16 protein-coding genes are annotated in these 16,990 nt (G+C 62.4%); 7 read left to right on the top strand and 9 right to left on the bottom strand.

Annotation, left to right across the window (positions count from 1 at the left end; translation table 11 throughout):
• The coding region (locus GY725_21055; GenBank protein ID MCP4006676.1) for a hypothetical protein at positions 1–798 on the top strand (798 nt) is incomplete at its 5' end.
• Between the two features lie 25 nt (positions 799–823).
• On the opposite strand, the gene GY725_21050 is transcribed toward GY725_21055, so the two are convergent.
• The 4 genes from GY725_21050 to GY725_21035 all read right to left on the bottom strand — a co-directional run bounded on the left by GY725_21050 (position 824) and on the right by GY725_21035 (position 5,259).
• Positions 824–1,318 carry a pyridoxamine 5'-phosphate oxidase family protein gene (locus tag GY725_21050; protein MCP4006675.1) on the bottom strand — a complete coding sequence of 165 codons (495 nt, stop codon included), beginning with the start codon at positions 1,316–1,318 and terminating at the stop codon, positions 824–826.
• 10 nt (positions 1,319–1,328) lie between these two features.
• A complete protein-coding gene (locus tag GY725_21045) occupies positions 1,329–2,324 on the bottom strand; it encodes an alpha/beta hydrolase (protein MCP4006674.1) in 996 nt (331 codons plus the stop codon).
• Between the two features lie 85 nt (positions 2,325–2,409).
• The gene (locus GY725_21040; protein MCP4006673.1) at positions 2,410–3,438 is read right to left on the bottom strand and encodes a zinc-binding dehydrogenase; all 1,029 of its coding nucleotides are present in this window, start codon (positions 3,436–3,438) and stop codon (positions 2,410–2,412) included.
• An 84-nt stretch (positions 3,439–3,522) separates the two neighbouring features.
• Positions 3,523–5,259 (bottom strand): thiamine pyrophosphate-binding protein, encoded by a 1,737-nt coding sequence (locus GY725_21035; protein MCP4006672.1) that lies wholly within the window; start codon positions 5,257–5,259, stop codon positions 3,523–3,525.
• Positions 5,260–5,353: 94 nt separating this feature from the next.
• On the opposite strand from GY725_21035, the gene GY725_21030 reads away from it, so the two are divergent.
• Positions 5,354–5,989, top strand: a complete 636-nt coding sequence (locus GY725_21030; GenBank protein MCP4006671.1) for a TetR/AcrR family transcriptional regulator — start codon at positions 5,354–5,356, stop codon at positions 5,987–5,989.
• A gap of 7 nt (positions 5,990–5,996) precedes the next feature.
• Here GY725_21030 and GY725_21025 read toward each other — a convergent pair whose 3' ends face one another.
• Complete coding sequence (locus tag GY725_21025) at positions 5,997–7,304, bottom strand: AAA domain-containing protein (protein ID MCP4006670.1); 1,308 nt, start codon at positions 7,302–7,304, stop codon at positions 5,997–5,999.
• Between the two features lie 199 nt (positions 7,305–7,503).
• Between GY725_21025 and GY725_21020 the strand changes: the two genes are divergently transcribed.
• Both GY725_21020 and GY725_21015 read left to right on the top strand, forming a co-directional pair.
• Positions 7,504–8,034: a helix-turn-helix transcriptional regulator gene (locus tag GY725_21020; protein MCP4006669.1), complete on the top strand. Its 531-nt coding sequence runs from the start codon at positions 7,504–7,506 to the stop codon at positions 8,032–8,034.
• 88 nt (positions 8,035–8,122) lie between these two features.
• Positions 8,123–9,094, top strand: a complete 972-nt coding sequence (locus GY725_21015) for a nitronate monooxygenase (GenBank protein ID MCP4006668.1) — start codon at positions 8,123–8,125, stop codon at positions 9,092–9,094.
• 54 nt (positions 9,095–9,148) lie between these two features.
• Here GY725_21015 and GY725_21010 read toward each other — a convergent pair whose 3' ends face one another.
• The 3 genes from GY725_21010 to GY725_21000 form a co-directional block, all read right to left on the bottom strand.
• Positions 9,149–10,477, bottom strand: coding sequence for a DUF1566 domain-containing protein (locus tag GY725_21010; GenBank protein MCP4006667.1), 1,329 nt, complete (start codon positions 10,475–10,477; stop codon positions 9,149–9,151).
• Positions 10,478–10,873: 396 nt separating this feature from the next.
• Positions 10,874–11,497: a hypothetical protein gene (locus GY725_21005; protein MCP4006666.1), complete on the bottom strand. Its 624-nt coding sequence runs from the start codon at positions 11,495–11,497 to the stop codon at positions 10,874–10,876.
• A gap of 26 nt (positions 11,498–11,523) precedes the next feature.
• A complete protein-coding gene (locus GY725_21000) occupies positions 11,524–13,011 on the bottom strand; it encodes a hypothetical protein (protein MCP4006665.1) in 1,488 nt (495 codons plus the stop codon).
• Positions 13,012–13,103: 92 nt separating this feature from the next.
• On the opposite strand from GY725_21000, the gene GY725_20995 reads away from it, so the two are divergent.
• Genes GY725_20995 through GY725_20985 form a run of 3 tightly spaced genes read left to right on the top strand, consistent with a single transcriptional unit; the run spans position 13,104 to position 15,328 of the window.
• The gene (locus GY725_20995) at positions 13,104–13,610 is read left to right on the top strand and encodes an NUDIX hydrolase (GenBank protein ID MCP4006664.1); all 507 of its coding nucleotides are present in this window, start codon (positions 13,104–13,106) and stop codon (positions 13,608–13,610) included.
• Positions 13,607–14,527, top strand: coding sequence for an LLM class flavin-dependent oxidoreductase (locus tag GY725_20990; protein ID MCP4006663.1), 921 nt, complete (start codon positions 13,607–13,609; stop codon positions 14,525–14,527). The genes GY725_20995 and GY725_20990 overlap by 4 nt, the downstream gene beginning before the upstream one ends.
• A 48-nt stretch (positions 14,528–14,575) precedes the next feature.
• Positions 14,576–15,328: a rhomboid family intramembrane serine protease gene (locus tag GY725_20985; GenBank protein ID MCP4006662.1), complete on the top strand. Its 753-nt coding sequence runs from the start codon at positions 14,576–14,578 to the stop codon at positions 15,326–15,328.
• 265 nt (positions 15,329–15,593) lie between these two features.
• Here GY725_20985 and GY725_20980 read toward each other — a convergent pair whose 3' ends face one another.
• Positions 15,594–16,868: a class I SAM-dependent RNA methyltransferase gene (locus GY725_20980; GenBank protein MCP4006661.1), complete on the bottom strand. Its 1,275-nt coding sequence runs from the start codon at positions 16,866–16,868 to the stop codon at positions 15,594–15,596.
• Positions 16,869–16,990: the final 122 nt, after the last annotated feature.

Genomic DNA, 16,990 nt, shown 5'->3' with positions numbered 1-16,990 from the left:
GAGGGGAGCATCCACGACGATGCGACCGCATCGAAGCTCGGATTCCGCGGCGGCACCGTAGCCGGAAACATCCACATGGATCAGTTCGTTCCCGTGCTCGTCGAAGCGTTCGGAAACGAGTGGTTTGAGACGGGACATCTGTCGTTGCGTTTCCTGAACGCAACGACAGACCGCGAGATCGTGCGCGCACACGTCACTCCCCCCGCCGATCCGAAAGACCCCAACCCAGTCGAAGCCTGGATGCTTCGCGAGGACGGGCTCGAAGTCGCGCGCGGCAGCGCGGGGATCGGCGACATCAGCCAGAGTGCTCTGCACCAGACCGACCTGCGTTCCTGCGATCCGAAGGGACTGCGCATCCTCCAGGAGTTGCGACCGGGCGAAGTCATCGGATCGTTCGAGGAACAGTACGCCGGAAAACAGCAGCAGGAACGGCTCGAAAAGGGCTGGATCAGCGATCCCCTGGCCTGGTACTCGGGTCCGTCTCCGTGGGGCGGTTCCCTGGCCTCGCCCTCAGCACTCGTCGAACTGCTCTGGTTCGCGCCGACCGAAGCGCTGCGCGCGAAGATCGGCCGCTCCGTCGGCTTGTTCGGATCGATCGAAGTCGCGCACACGCAGGGCCCCGTGTTCCTCGATCAGGCCTATAGCGTGAGCTCCGAAGTGATCTCGTTGGGAGAAAGCCCGAAGACGGAGATCATCTGGTTCGACTCGGCAGCCAAAGACGACGAGGGTCGCACTGTTGCCACCATGCGCATGCAGTTGCGTTTCATGAAGGCGTCGTCCGAGCTTTACAGCGCGTAGCTGCACGGTTTCCTTTTCGCGGCGTTCAGCCCCGGCGCGTCAGTCGTCCGAGTTTGAAGTTGTCCCAGGTCACCTTGTGCTCGGGCTCGACGATAAACCAGCGCCGGCTACTTCCGCCGGCCGAGAAGTCGTTGGGGGGCGGGTCGTCGACGGGCGGGCGGCCGTGGCCGCCGTTGTACTTCCTCCCCATCTGAACTCGGGCCTCATTCAGGTGGGGATCCGCGTCCTCGGCGGCTGCGTCCTCCAGGATGGTCGCGCGCCCCTGGAACATGAGCCCCTGCAACTCCGGGAACTTCGTGTTGCGATCCACGATCACCGTGCACTGCGGATTGCGTCGCAGGTTTCGGATCTTCTGACCCCGGCCGTAGATGTAGATGCATCCGTTGACCCAGGCAAACCACATCGGCGTCAGATTGATGCGGTCCTGCGGGCTGTGCGTGGCAATCCGCAGGTTCCACTCGCTAGTCATGATCTCTTCGATCTGATCGGACTCCAGCGCCAGTTCTCGGGAAAGTGCCATGCGCTGCAGTCTACGCCTGGTTGCCGAATCGCTTCGTCAGCCAGTTCAGCATCAAAGAGCTGAGCTCTTGCGGCTTCTCTTGTTGGGTCCAATGACCGCAGCCCTTGATCATGTGCATTTCCAGATCGCTGCAGAGATCTTTTGTGCCTTCAGCGATGTAGGGAGGCATCGCCGGATCCCATTCCGCGGTGATCATCAGGCATGGAAGATCGAGCTTCTTCTTTCCGACCTCGGGCAAGCGCGCAGCGTTGCGATCGATGTTTCGATACCAGTTGATGCCGCCGCGGAAGCTGGCGCTCTGATAGGTACTCGTATAGTGGTCCAGCTCGGCCGGGGTCAGCAGTGCTTCGCCGATCGCTCCGATCGCATCGATTCGAAGGAAGGGGTTGAAGCCGACCTCATCCCGGACGGCCTGGGCCACCGCTTGCTCGACCGAGACATCGCGACGCATCAACTTTTCGAAGACGATTCGCGTGCGCGCATCGACGAAGCGCTCCGCTACGTCCGGCGTTTGAAACCAGAGGGTGTAGGCTTCGTCGTCCGCGCTGACCAGAGTGCGATAGTGCGCCGTCGTGGGAACCGGGAAGTTGGGTGTATTGACTCCAATGACGCCAAGCGTTCGCTCCGGGTAGAGGACCGGCATGGCCCACGCAACGAATCCACCCCAGTCGTGTCCCGCAAAAACGGCCTGTTCAATTCCGAGCGAATCCAGCAACCCGGCCATGTCTGACGCCAGGTGTTCGAGGTCAAAATCTTCGATGGTCTCGGGAGAGTCGCTGGCGCCGTAGCCGCGCATATCCGGGACGATGGTGCGAAAGCCCGCCTCGGCCAGTGTGGCCAGCTGATGGCTCCAGGAGTAGGCGAGCTCCGGGAAGCCGTGGCACAGAACGACGGCCGGACCTTCACCCGCCTCGTGGACCGAAAGCGCAATGGCATCGATGTCGGCGCCCGCGGCTCCCTTTCGACTGGGCAGGCGGACGCGCTGGGCTTCGGGGAAGGGTTTCATGGAAACTCCTGGCTATCGTGCGGTTGAAATCCGTTCGCTGCGGTGTGGCTTGTCAGAAATCGGATTCGACAAGGATCTCCGCGGCCTAGCGACCGGGTTCGACGAGAATCTTCGCGTGTTTATCGGGCAGAGCGAGTTCCTCGAAAGCAGCGGCTACGCCGTCAAGCCCGGCGTGACCAGTGATGAGCGGCTCTGCTTCGATCCGACCTTCCGCCAACGAGTGCAGCGTTTGCGCGAATTCCTCCGGCGAATAGCCGAAGGAGAAGCGAATATCGAGTTCCTTGACGATGGCCACCATGGGCTTGATGAGGTCCGCCTCCATCGAAACCCCAACCACCACGACGCGTGATTGACGCGGTGCTTCGCGAATGATGTCCTGCAATATGCCCGGCACACCGACGCATTCGAAGATGGCCGGAGGGCGCATCTGCCCCAGCTCGAGCCAGGCGTCGAAGCCGGAGCGCTCCGCGGGATCCACGACCACGTGGGCGCCCATGCGCTCGGCGAGCGCGCGCCGCATGGGAGAGAAATCAGCAGCCACGATGGTTTCGACATTTGCGAGGCGAAGCCCCGCAATCACGGCGAGCCCAACGGGTCCGCATCCCACCACGATCGCCGAGTCTCCGGCGTCGACTTTGGCACGCGCCACAGCGTGAATTCCGACTGAGATGGGCTCGGTCAAGGCGGCGTGCTGGGACGAAAGACCGTTCGGCACTGGAACCAGCATCGACTCCATCAAGAGCATGCGCTCGGCGAATCCTCCCGGCACTTCGTTCGAATAGCCAAGACCGTGAAACTCGGCACCGCGAATCAAGAGCGCAGGATGGACGACGCGCGTTCCGGGTTTGTGCTGACGGCCCGTACCGGGGCCATAGTCGAGGATCTCTGCACAGAATTCGTGTCCCATGATGACGTCCCGGGAAAGGTCCATCACCGTGGGCGCGCCGGCCTCGAGAGAAGCTTCGACCATCTGCGGACCGTGCTGGAGGGCGTGAAGATCAGATCCGCAGATGCCGCAGGCCAGCGTTCCCACGAGGATCTCGCCCTTCTGGGGTTCGGGTTCTGGCACGGTATCCACGATGATCTTGGCATCGCGCATGATTGCTGCTCGCATCTTGATTCCTCTCCTGATTGATCCCGGTCGCTCTCACCATCACTCGAAATGCAAGACAGCGGCCCTTGGCCGCCGCCACACCGTTCACGGTAGGTAACGCAGTTCCTTCTTCTCACCGGTCAGACCGGCATCGCTTGCGCCACCCACGAGTGCCAGCGTTATGAGGGAGACGACCGAAGGGTCTGTCATCACATTCACGCACGCGGGCTTGCCACTCGCCAGCGCGCGTTCCAGTGCTGGAAGCAGATCCCCCGGATCAGTGACGTGCTCCCCATGGCAACCGAAACCGACCGCGGCCAGGTCGTAACGGGTCGCGCCGAGGTTTGTCACGACACGATGGCCCTCGCCATAGATCAGATCCTGACCGTGTGCCGACATCCCCCATTGCTGATCGTTGTTGACGACGACCACCACCGGTAGCTCGTGCCTGACCATGGTGTCGAACTCGGCGAAATTGAATCCGACTGCCCCGTCGCCCAACACACAGATCACACGCTTTTCCGGATGAGCGCGCTGGGCCGCGATGGCAAAGGGCATGCCGGTTCCGAGCTGGGCGAGGTAGCCATGGGAAAGCCAATGTCCGCCCTCGTAGACTTGAGCGGTCATCTCCATCCAGGAAGATGTCCCGCCCCCTTCCGCAACGAGGATGCTCTCCCGTCCCGCGACCTCCACGACGGAGTCGGCGAGTACATAGGGATGGATTGGCGTCTTCGCCTCTGTCAGCGTGCTGCCAAACATCATCCGATGGATTTCACTGCTTGCGCGCGTGGCTTTGAGCCAATCTTCGCGGGCTGGCCAGCTTCGTAGTTTCGCAGCGCCACAGAGGGCTCGAACAGTCTCGCCGCAATCAGCAGTGATCGCGAGGTCAACATCGCGATTGCGACCGATTTCTTCGGGCTCGATATCGACCTGAATCACTCGCGCATCCCGGGGCAGCATCTGGTCACCCGCTCCGCCGGTAAACAACCCGAGCCGCGCGCCCAGGACGAGAACGGTATTCGGCCCACCCGTACTCTGCCGATCGAGCATCGCGAGATTCATGATATTTCGGCAGCAGAGCGGGTGGTCCGCCGGAACCAGGCCGTGGGCGCGGCTATTGGAAAACACGGGGATCTGCGCGCGCTCGATCAGTTCGAGAAGATCGGACCGGAGATTCGTGCGCAAACCCGAGAACCAAGCGCCGCTTCCGAGCAGAATCGCCGGACGCTCAGCGGCGTGAAGCCATTCAATGGCCGTCTCGACAGCCTCATGCGTTGCACTCGGCCGCGTGGCCGGTGCGGTCTTGCCGGGCCAGTGGATCGCCTTCTCGTCCATCTGCGCGAAAGCGACATCGATCGGAATTTCTAGATAGACCGGGCCCGGCCGACCGCTGGTTGCTATGCGCAGCGCCTGAGCGACCTGATCGGCGACCCGCTCGATCTTTGGGATGCGATGCGCCCATTTGGTAACCGGGGCCATCAAGCCCACTTGATCGTAACCACCCGCGAGCGGGAGTCTCTCATCTTCGTTGGCCGGATTCGCGCCCCCGATCACCAACATCGGTATGGCATCGACAAAAGCATTCACGACACCGCTCACCGCATTCGCCACGCCGGGCCCCGAAGTGACGACCGCAATCCCGGGCTCGCCGGTTGCGCGCGCCCAACCATCGGCCGCATGCACGGCCGCTTGCTCGTGGCGCATATCCGTCATGCTGAAACCGCGCTCCTGGGCGGCCATGAAGACGGAGTCCAGATGGCCTCCGTGCAGCGTGAAGAACTGACGAATCCCCGCCCGCTCGAGCATCTCGATCAGGATCTCGCCACCGTTCTTCATTGCCACGTTCATTCTCCTGCAGATGTATGTCGCTCGTGGGTTATCATAAACCAAATATTTACTTGGAAATACTTGGATTGACGCCCAGCCCGGAGCGTACGTGAAGACGAAGACTCAAACCCCTGATTTTGCTCCGAAAAAACTGCCTTCCCAGGCTCGCTCGCAAGAGACGTTCAAGGCCGTGGTCGAGGCATGCGCTTGGCTCCTGCCACGCAATGGATACGCCGGTACCAGCACGAACCACATCGCCGTGCGGGCCGGCGTGAACATCGCTTCGCTGTACGAATACTTTCCAGGCAAGGACGCAATCGTGGCACAGGTGGCCCAAGGCCTGGTGGAGCAACTGCTAGAGCGCCTGGCACGGGGTGCGGCCGAAGTACTGGACGGCCGCGAGGATCAGGCGTTGCAGAGGTGGATCCAGCTCATTCACGACACCGTGGCGCGGGAAAAGGACCTGATCGCGGTCTTCATCTATCAGGTTCCGTACGCAAACCAACTCGAGCCGATCCAGGCGATCGGCGCCCGGCTGCTCGAGTTATCCCGGCAGGTACACGGACACTCTGGTCACTTCTTCCGGCCTAATCTCTCCGATGCCACGCTGCAGCTGGTCATCAACCTCGTCAACTCGACCATCATGCAACTCGTATTGAATCCGCCCAGCCACTACCCGAAGCAGGAGTTGCTCGACGAACTCATCGAGCGGGTGCGAGAGTGGATAGGGGGCCGGCCAGAGTAGGCAGAGATCATTGCATGCCGTAGCGTTTGAGTTTCTTGTAGAGGCACTCCCGGGTGATTCCCAGACTGCGCGCGGTTGCGATTCTGCGCTGTCCGTGTCGGTCGAGTGCACGGCGCAGTACCCAGGCTTCGAAGCGCGCCATGGTCTGGCGCAGGGTTTCCGACGAAGGATCCGGCGGCAGACTCGGTGAACGTCCGCGGATTTCGCCGGAGAGCATTCGTGCGGTGATCAGGGATTCTCCGTCTACGCTGGCCACGATGCGCGCGACTTCGTTTTCCAGTTCGCGCACGTTGCCGGGCCAGGTGTGTGTTTCGAGCAAGCGGGCGGCATCGGGAGCAATATCGCAGGGTGTATCTGCGCCGCGGTGGCGTTCCAGGAAGAGGCGTGCGAGCGGAATCACGTCTTCTGCGCGCACGCGCAGCGGTGGCAGGGCGATCGGGAAGACGTTGAGGCGATAGAAGAGATCGCGCCGGAAACGACCGACCTCGACTTCGTGTTGAAGATCCCGGTTCGTGGCCGCGATGATGCGCACATCGACCTGGGTTTCACTCGTTGCGCCCAGTGGCCGCACGGTTCCCTCCTGCAGAACGCGCAGGAGCTTGACCTGGAAGGCCAGAGTGGTTTCTCCGATCTCGTCCAGGAAGAGAGTGCCGCCGTCGGCCTGCTCGAAATGACCGGGTTTCGGCCGCGTTGCGCCCGTGAACGCTCCTCGCTCGTGCCCGAAGAGTTCACTCTCGAGCAGTGTTTCGGGAAACGCCGCACAGTTGATCGCGACAAACGAACCCGGCGCGCGCAATCCGCCCCGATGAATCGATCGGGCGATCACTTCCTTGCCAGAACCGGTCTCACCCTGAAGAAGGACGCTGGCCGAGCTGCGCTGGGCCTTTTCGACGTACTCGAGACAGATGCGCATCGCGGGACTGCTGGCAATGATCTGTTCGGTCGCCCGCGGTTCCTGTGTGCGATGGCGCCGACGATCGAGACCTTCGAGTCGCTGCCGAACTGCGTCGCGCGAACTCGCATCGCGCACGACCAGCTCTTCGACACCGTGATCGAGAAGTTCGACTGCGTGGTTCATCTGCTCGGCGTCCGCAATCGCGATGACCGGCAGCTGATTGCGACGCCGGCGCAGCCAGCGCGCGTCCGATAGCGCGTCTTCAATCTTTCGACGGTCGATGCAGATGGCTTCGAGTGCGCGCTCTGAGAGGATTCGCGCCGCATCGGGCCGCCCGCGAACGGCCTCCACGCCGTTGTGGATCGCATCTGAACTTCGCTCTTCCGGGCTATCGGACAGGAACAGAATCGGATCGCCCATGCTGTCTCCTCTTTGGGGGTGCGCGGGCGTAGGAGCAAAGCGCGTGCCAGCCGATGGACGTGTGTCGGACCAAAAGCTGCGACCCGCGCGAGGGCGACTGGCCGGTAGCGGCGATCAGCGGCCACACTCGTCGAGTTGACCCTCCCGGGCCCGTCGTATAGGTTGCTTCACGAAACTTGTAGGAAACGAGTCGAAGAACGTGTCCAGGACCCGATTCGACACGATCAATTGCGGTGTCGCCCAGGCCCTCGAGCAGTTGGGGGATTGGTGGACCCTGCTGATCATTCGCGATGCGCTGCTGGGCGCGACCCGCTTCCAGCAGTTCGAGACGAATCTCGGCATCGCCAAGAATGTTTTGTCCGATCGCCTGTCCAGACTCGTAGAGCACGATGTTCTTGCCAAAGAACGACTCGCTGAGCCGGGCCATCGCTACGAGTACAAGCTCACTCCGAAAGGCCGCGACCTCTGGATCGTCATCACGGCGATGCGCCTCTGGTCGGACAAGTGGATCTTTGGCGAAGCGAAAGTGCCGTTCGTGTTTCGCGAGCGCGAATCAGGCCGAGAAGTGGCTCGCCTGATTGCGGTCGATGCGGACGGGATACCCGTTGAGGCGAGCGACCTGGAGGGGGCACCGGGTCCGGGTTGGCCCAGGGGCGTGGAAGCCCCCGTAGGGGAACCCTGGGCAAGCCCGCCGCTGGAACCAGCGCGACGGCGGCGGAAGACGATATGAGCACGGGGGACAAGAGCCTCTGTGAGAGCGACCGGTGGCCGCGTGGCCTCCGGCATTCGAATATTAGTTGCCATTCAAGGAGATCATCATGAAGACCGCAATCACGGAAATGCTCGGCATCGAGCACCCGATCATTCAGGGCGGCATGCACTACGTCGGCTTCGCCGAGATGGCCGCCGCAGTGTCCAACGCGGGCGGACTCGGAATCATCACGGGCCTCACGCAACCATCCGCCGATGACCTTGCTAAGGAGATCGCGCGCTGCAAAGAAATGACGGACAAGCCCTTCGGCGTGAACCTGACCTTCTTGCCGGGGCTTTCCGTGCCGGACTACCCAGGCTACGCCAAGGTGATTGCGGAGGGCGGGGTCAAGGTCGTCGAGACCGCCGGTCGAAATCCCAAGGTCGTCATGCCTACGCTCAAGGAGGCGGGGATCAAGATCATTCACAAGTGCACCTCCGTGCGCCACGCCCTAAAGGCCCAGAGCATCGGCTGCGACGCGGTTTCGGTGGACGGTTTCGAGTGCGGAGGTCACCCCGGTGAAGACGACATCCCGAACATGATTCTTCTGCCGCGTGCGGCAGATGAACTCGAGATCCCCTTTGTTGCCTCGGGCGGCATGGCGGACGGTCGCTCTCTGGTCGCATCCCTGGCCATGGGCGCACAGGGCATGAACATGGGCACCCGCTTCATCGCAACCAAGGAGGCGCCCGTTCACGACAACGTCAAGGCGGCGATCGTCGCAGCTTCGGAACTCGATACTCGACTCGTAATGCGCCCGCTCCGCAATACGGAGCGTGTGCTCACCAACCCCGCGGTCGAGCGCCTGCTCGCCAAGGAAAAGGAACTCGGCGACAAGATCGAGTTCAAGGACATCGTCGAGGAAGTGGGCGGTGTCTACCCGCGCATCATGTCGGAAGGGCTCATGGATGCGGGCGCCTGGTCGTGTGGAATGGTCGCCGGCCTCATCAGCGACATCCCGACCTGCAAGGAACTGATCGACCGGATCATGGCCGAGGCAGAAGAGATCATCCAGAAGCGTCTGGCCGGGTTTCTGTAAGCCCGACTCGTAAACCTTAACCGCAGACCTGAATCGGAGTTCCGCGAGACGCGATCAGCGCGACAGAACCCCTCGGAGTGCGCTCGTCCCGAACAGGAGAACGGCCAGCACTCCCAACCCCCACGCCGGAAGGGCGGGGACCGCTGTGGCTTGTGCTAGTTCTGCGTCGCGCACGAGTCGGACGTAGTTGAAAACCCGAACCACATCGCCCTGAGGACCATTGCCATTGGGGTAGCTGGCGGGATCGCCATCTTTCGGATCGCTTCGCTGAGAACCGGCGCCGTGAACGTCCATCAGCACATAGTTGCCGGAGTTCTGCGGAGTCTCCATGAATCCCAGAGCTTCACCAAACGCGAGGTAGACCGCCCACTGGCCCGGACTTCCAGTCCAGTTCGCATGAGTCGTTCCGGTCCAGTAGAAGGGATAATCCGTTCCACCCCCTTCGTCGACGATGGCGGTCGCCCCGAAGAGTGCGTCGATGGCGGGAGAAGCCGTTGTGGCGGGCGAGCGCGTGTAGTCGATAATGCTCTGGAGTTCCTTCGCGTCCGGAAGACGCCAGTCGCCGTAGCCGAGAAAACTCTCGGAGTTCTTCTGCTCGACCCAGGCCAGCGCGTCCTCCCAATTCAGTCCTGTTCCATTGTCCGCCCTGGACCACATCAAGAGGCTCGCCTCGTCCGTAATGGTGTCGTCACCATTGTCCAGGAACTGGTTGATGCCGTAGCTGGTATTGCCCCTCACAAAACGAACGTATGCAGTCTTGTCCTGGCTGGGATCCACTGGATCTGCCGTCCCATACCCCTTGATGCGTCCGTCTGCGAAGTTGACACCGAATACCGTGTGGTCGCCGCTCATCGTCGTGCTTACGTACTCGTCACTGGACCAATACTGGGCATCGATGATGCGCTCGCTGGCACCCGTGTCCCCGTAGTCAAAATCGAAGTAGGCCGTATCGATGAAGGGCACCAGTCCGGAGGTGTTGGTGCCGGAGTAACCGCTCGGATCAACGCCGCTGAAGTCGATCAGAGAATAGAGTTCCTTGATGCTAGGCAGACGCCAGTCGTCGTAAACACCGAAGCTGACCGCGTTGAGCGTGGCGGCATAGGACATAGCATCGGCCCAGCTCAGCTTGTCGTCGGCATCGATATCGCTGTCACCATCCAGATCAGGGTCCCGGGTCCAGGTCAGACCCGTAACTCCATCGAGCACGCTCAAGCCGTCTGCGCTGATCGCGTAGCTAGGTTGATTTCCACTGTGCTGCGCATCCTGACCATAGAAGGCCGCACCCGCTGACGGAGCGGCGATGACATCGGAGTCGTCGTACGAAGTGGCTTGCCCCGTATCCACGATCGGGTAGCTCTGAGCAGCCGCGGTGGCGACCTGCATCAGCGATCCCAGAATCACGCCGAGGACTTTCGCTCCCGTTTGTACCCTGCGAAAATCCATCCGAATCGACTCGGGCGCATCGGGCAGTTTCCGACGATTCACCTCTCTCAGGCTCACCGGAACTCTTCCGCGGGCTTCAGCCAGGTTGGACCCCGGAGCTGCTCCCGCGGTGCTCATCTTGTTGACCATCCCTACCCTTCCCTTTTCTGCTCTAACCTGTAGGACCCTCCTGCCGCGTATCCGGTTTACCGTCCTCCAATCCGGTAGCGAACTCGCGCTACCTGGGTTCGTGGACGGAAATCTCGCGAAACCGAGATGCGCAGGGTCTGCGGCCACTGAAGACCCGTGCCATCACTGGAATCTCTCATCCACCGGTAAGACGGAGAGAAACTCGGATCAGGCGTTGATCGCGCTCTGTACCAGCTGCGGGAGTTCGGCGAGGCCTCCGGACGCAAAGAAATGATCGGCCTTCGGAATCACGTCGAGGTTCGCGTTGGGCAGGGGCGAGATCAATGCGGAGAGTTTGTCGACCGGTGCAAGCGTGTCCTGCCCGCCCACGATCACATGCAGCGGTCGCCCGAACTGGTCCAGGGGAAGCGCTTCGAGCATGGCCACGGGCGGCGCCACCATCAGCACGTCGCGCACGCGCGGATCCCCCATGGCGCAGCGCAGCGCGACGACTGAACCGAATGAGTAGCCCGCGGCGATCAGCGGAAGCTCCGCGCTCTGCGCGGTGTGCTCCAGCGCGGCCGCGTAATCTTCTTCGGCTGCTTCGAGATCGCCACTCCGAACGCCCTGGCTCGCCCCCACTCCCTTCCAGTTGAAGCGCAGCGATGCGATGCCGCTCTTGTAGAGACCGTAGGCCAGCTCATTACACACGGGGCTGTCCATGCTCCCGCCGTACTCTGGATGGGGCGGTGCAATCACGGCGCCGCGCAGACTGCCGGATTGCCACACCCCTTCGAGTGTGATCCTTCCGTCTCCGATCGGGACCGTGACCATCTGCTCATGCCAGGACATCTGGAAACACTAGCAAGTGGGGAGATTCAACGCGCTGACTCCCGGAGACAGGATTCGATCGCGAGTTCGACCGAGAGCTTTCCCAGGCCGAGCTGATCGGCAATTCCTTCGGCCGAGTACGTGGAGCCGGTATTCCAGAGTTCCTTCAGGAGTTCACCAGCACCGCGCACTTGCCAGAAGGACTGGCCGAACTCCGCACGCAGATACTCTTCGAGTTGCGCCACCAGGCAGGCCGAACGCAGCTGATCGAGTGCCGGGAGTTCGGGATTTGCCTCGCCGAGCATCTGCTCGGGTGCGAAGGAACAACCCAGCGCGTCGGAAAGGAGATCGGCGAAGAAATCGCCGAGTGGTCGCGGATCGCCCGGTTCCCCGAGCGCAGCCAATTCGATTTCAACGCGCGCCAACGCAGCTGCACGGCGCAGCCGCAGGAGTCGCAGAAACCGGCCTGTTTCGGCAAAGACATCCGCGCGGACGGCGGCCGGCCCGCGCTCGATCCAGTCGCGATCCTGAGTGCGATTGGCGAACAAGCGGCCCCAGGCGTGTTCGAGCGCCGGATCGCCAGGCGCGCGGCGTTCGATAGGCAAAGACGCGGAACAAAAGGCGAAGGCGAACGCGCGCCCGCTCGCTTCCAGGCAGGACTCGTAGGTATCGGCCCCCCCGCGCGTTGCGTGCAGGATCTGAATGCGCCCGGGGATGTGCGGCGCCGTGCAGACTGCACCTCTCGAGAGCGCGGGTGCGGTCGTCACGGAATCCAGATCTGCCAGGGCAAGGCCCAGGCCGCGAGTCGTAAACTCTATTCCGTTGGCCAGATTCGCCAGGGGAAAGAAGCGATCGAACGCCCTGCGGCGCTCGATGGCGATCAGATCGGCGCGGCTCGCACGCCGACTCGATCCGATAGCCGAAAGACCGCCAGCCAGGGCATCGCGATACGCCGGTTCGCTGGCTTCGAGCACGAGTGAAGCCGAATCCGACCAGGCCTTCGAATCAACCTGCGGCTGCCGCAGCGCGGCCCATTCCAGGTGATTCCCGTGATGCATCGCGTTCAGAACCTCGAGGCGACGGGCGAAGCGCTCCTCGCGCAAGAGCCGCAACTCGGACTGCCCGCGATCGAGCATTTCCTGGATTTCGCGCCGATCATCGGCCGATTCGCTTTCGCTCAGGCGCTCCAGCCACTGGCCGCGCGGAAGATCGAGCTTGCCGATGCGAAAGCGATGGGCGGATTGCCGCTCGAGAATCTCGGTATCGAGCTCGCGCGTACTCCGGCCGAGGACGATCCGCTCGATGGCCACGATCAGTCGGCGTGTCGATTCTCGAGCGGTTTCGAAGTCGCCCGTCTCGTGATCGCTCCGCAGTCCATCCAGCGCATCGCCACTGCTCAGCTCGCCGTGGCGATCATCCGCTTCGTCCAGCGCCTCGGCCGCTTCTGACGCACTGCAACGGCCCGCCCGCAGCCCAAGACGCACGAGTTCACACGCTTCCCGATGCATTTCGAGCTGACTGCGCAGGTCTGCCACCAACGCGGGATTCTAACAACCCGTTTCCATGCTTTCTGGAGACGGGGAGCCCGCCAGCACGTGGGCTACTCTCGCTGGAGATGAAGCGGCGGGTGATCTGGCAAGGATCGATCGGTTCGTTCGGAATCGACGAAGTCGTGCTGCCTTCAAAGCAGCGCGTCGAGATCGCCGTTCTGCGTCATCCCGGCGCGTCGGCGATCGTTCCGTTTCTGGGCGAAGACCGGATCCTGCTCCTGCGCCAGTATCGACACGCGGCATCGGGAACCATCTGGGAGGTCCCGGCCGGAAAGATCGACCCCGGTGAAGACCCGGCCGTGTGCGCTGCGCGCGAACTCGAAGAGGAGACGGGTTACCGGGCGGGCCGGATCGAAGCAACCGGCAGCATCCTGACAACTCCCGGATTCACAGACGAACGCATTCACCTTTTTTGCGCCTACGACCTCGTGCGGGGAAACATGGCCCACGAGAGCGACGAGGTGATCGAAGTGCACGAACGAACGCTAGGCGAAGCGTTGGAAATGATTGACCGCGGCGAGATCGACGACGCCAAGTCGATCGCAGCGCTGTATCACGCGGCCCGACGCGCGGACCTGACGTGAGCGACCAACAGGCTCGATCCGGCTGCGGCGTGGCCATCACCGGCCATCGACTCCCACTCGACGCCATACTGCGCCTGGCGCAGGACGCCGATCGACTCGGTTACGACGTACTTGTAATCGATGGCGATACGACCTGGCTTCCGCGTCGCCCGACGTCTCCGATCCACGACTCGACCGCACTGCTGGCGGCCACTCTGCGTTCGACCGAGCGGATTCGCGTGGCTTCGATTCGGGTTCCAGTATTCTGGAACGCCGCGCTTCTCGCCCGCAGCTTTGCCAGCTTGCAGACACTCTCGGCGGGGCGGACGTTTGGCTTTCTGGCCGCAGGGCAGGCCCGTCACGAGTCCAGTCTGGGTCTGCCCGAGTTGAGTGATGCCGAACGCCTGAGCTGGCTCGACGAGCTGCTCGAAGTCCTGCCGGAGTTGCTGTCAGACAAGGAGGTGCGTTTCGCGGGTCGTCACATCCGGCTCGATGGCGCGCGCCTCGGCTCGGCCCCGGTCCCTCTGTCGCTGGTCGTGGCCGCCGCGCGGCCGCGCGCTCTGCGCATCGTCGATAGACACGCCGACATCTGGGAAGCCAATGTGCCGCCCGTACGGGAGCAGCTCGATGCACTTCGCCAGCACCTGACCCGGCCTCTCCCTACCTGGATCTGGATCTTTGCGCGACCCGGGCTGGGCGCTGCAGCCGCCATCGAGGAATATCGCCGCCACGCGCCCTGGTTTCGCGGGTTGCCCGAGGCCGCGGCGGAACGGGCGGTTCTGTGGGGCGAAGTCGAACGCTGTCGAGAACGTCTACTGGAATTGAGGCAGGCGCTCGAGATCGACCTGCCCATCCTGGACCTCGCCGGACTCGACGAATCCGCAGCCCGCAGCGCACTGGAGGCCTTCGCCCCGGCAAAGGATGGGCGAATTTCCTAGTGTCCTGTCTCAGAGGTCTGGAGCCCAGGAGCCTGAAAGGAAGCCCGATTGAACAGAGGTAGCGGGGGGTTCGGCGGTGGCGGGGGTTTTCCCGCCCTGAGCCCGATGGTCAAGAAGCTCATGATCGCCAACGGCGTGTTCTGGGTGCTGCAATTGCTGATGCTCGGCACCGGAGTGCCGTTTACCGAGATCGGCTCCATCAGTGTGGCGGGCGTATTCCGGGGCATGATCTGGCAGCCCTTCACCTATATGTGGCTGCACGATGTCCACGGCCCGATGCATCTCTTGTTCAATATGTTCGCGCTCTACATGTTCGGCGGATCGCTGGAAGCAGTCTGGGGCGCGAAACGCTTTCTGCGTTTCTACCTGATCTGTGGTGTGGGTGCAGGGTTCATCATCATGGCGGGCAACCTGCTCTCGGGGGCCCACTACGTGACCACACTCGGAGCGTCCGGTGCGATCTATGGGCTGCTCACCGCGTTCAGCCTCACGTGGCCGGACCGCACGATCATGCTCTTGTTCCCGCCGATCCCGATCAAGGCGATCTGGTTCATCCCGGTTCTCTTCGTAATGCAACTCGCGATGGGTGGCGGCGGAAACGTCAGTCACGTGGGACATCTGGGCGGCGTAATCGTCGCTGCAATCGTGATGCGCAGTGAAGTGAAAGGCTACTTCGGCTTCAGCAAGCTGCGCTACCGCTGGCATCGCTACCGCATGCGCAATCGGCTCAAGGCCGTACGGCGTGACGAGTGGGAGCGCCGCAAGAACCAGAAAGACGACGACGACCCGACGTATCACTGAAGGCGTGACAGTTCCGTCGGAACTGGAGCTTTCGTGTTCGGAGGAGAGGAAACAGCGAGGGCCCTGCGACTCACGCCGCAGGACCCTCTGGAATTTCCTCTCCGACCCACCCGATGCGGATTACGGGCGATCCCGAGAGATCTTCTTCGTTCTGTTCTAGAGCAATGTCGGGCTTCGCTACTCGACCGTGAAAGAGGATCTCCGAAACTCGCTGCGTTCACCGCCGTTCGAGTGGAGTGACTTTATTCCATGAAGGTGAGCCGGGTCAAACGCTTTTTGTCATTGAAGCAATAACTTCTACGTGATGCGTTTGCGGAAGAGCGTCAATGCATGTGATCTCGGTCACGGAATACGAAGGTGCAAGAACCTCGACGTCGCGCGCGAGCGTCGATGGTTCGCACGAGACATAGACGACTCGTTGAGCACCCGAGTCACGCACTGCATTCACTACGCTGCGATGACAACCGGTACGCGGTGGATTGAGCAACACGAGTTCCGGCGCCAGACCCGAGAGCTTTCCCGGTGCCCAGGACTCGGCCGACGCCTCGACGATTTCTGCATTCGAGTTCCGCGCGGCGTCACGCGCATGCGCACCGCGTTCCACTGCGATCACCCGGGAGAAACGTTTCACGAGTCCGGCCGTGTAGAAACCGACGCCCGCATAGAACTCGACGGCAAGCCCACCTTCGCCGCACGCGTTCAACACGAGTTGCAACCATGTTTCCCAGAGCGATCGGTTCGTCTGAAAGAACGCATTCTCACCGACGCTGTAACGGTTGACACCGATGTCGAGCGTGTCTCCGTAACCTCGGATCGACACTTCTCCCCGACCCCGCGGAGATCGATCTCGAACTCGATCCAGTTCTTTTTGTGTTGACTCATCCAGGATGAGACAGCGTTCGACATCGATCACGAAATGCGACGCGCGAGCACGGAAACCCACCTGCCGTGCAGCGTGAGCGATACGCGCGCGCGATCGATAACCCAGCTGCGCTGGTGACGACACGTAGTCGATCTCGGGAAGTTCGGTCAGATGCGCGATTCGCTGCAGGGCGTCGCGCACGATCATCGTCCGCGCGCGTTGCTGCGCAGCCTCACTCACGTGCATCCAATCGCAGCCGCCGCAATCGCTGAAAAGGGAACACGGAGGCTCGCGTCGCTCCGATCCGGGTTCGAGGACTTCGACGATCTCGCCAAGAGCGAAGCGTTTTCGCACACGCGACAGGCGCACACGCAAAAGATCGCCGGGAGCGGCCAGCGCGACGAAGACCGCCATGCCTTCGTATCGCCCCACGCCATCGCCACCCGCGCCCAGAGAATCGATGCGCAGTACGAGTTCCGTACCCGGACCCAGCTGCTCGGCGCGGGTCAGCGACCGACCTCGATCACGCGCCGCGAGGAGTTGAACTCTACTTCGACCGAGGCCGGGGAGATACTGGTGATGCGCACCCCGGCCACGACCTCGCCTTCGTGCGCTTCCCGCTTCGTCATATTGGGCAGGACGATCTGCGCGACGCTTCGCGGGCGGTCCGGATGCCATCGCACACTCTCGATCGCGATCGCGGGAAATGGGTCGACTGCGATGGCGGTCTGAGCGGAGGCCGCACTCGGTGAGACCGCAGGGGCGGGCGGCGGAGTCTTGCGCTTCGCCACCACCGCAGG

The organism is bacterium, assembly GCA_024226335.1.
GTDB lineage: Bacteria > Myxococcota_A > UBA9160 > SZUA-336 > SZUA-336 > JAAELY01.
The sequence above is the reverse complement of the archived record's forward strand: the minus strand, read 5'-3'. Positions and strand labels throughout refer to the sequence as shown.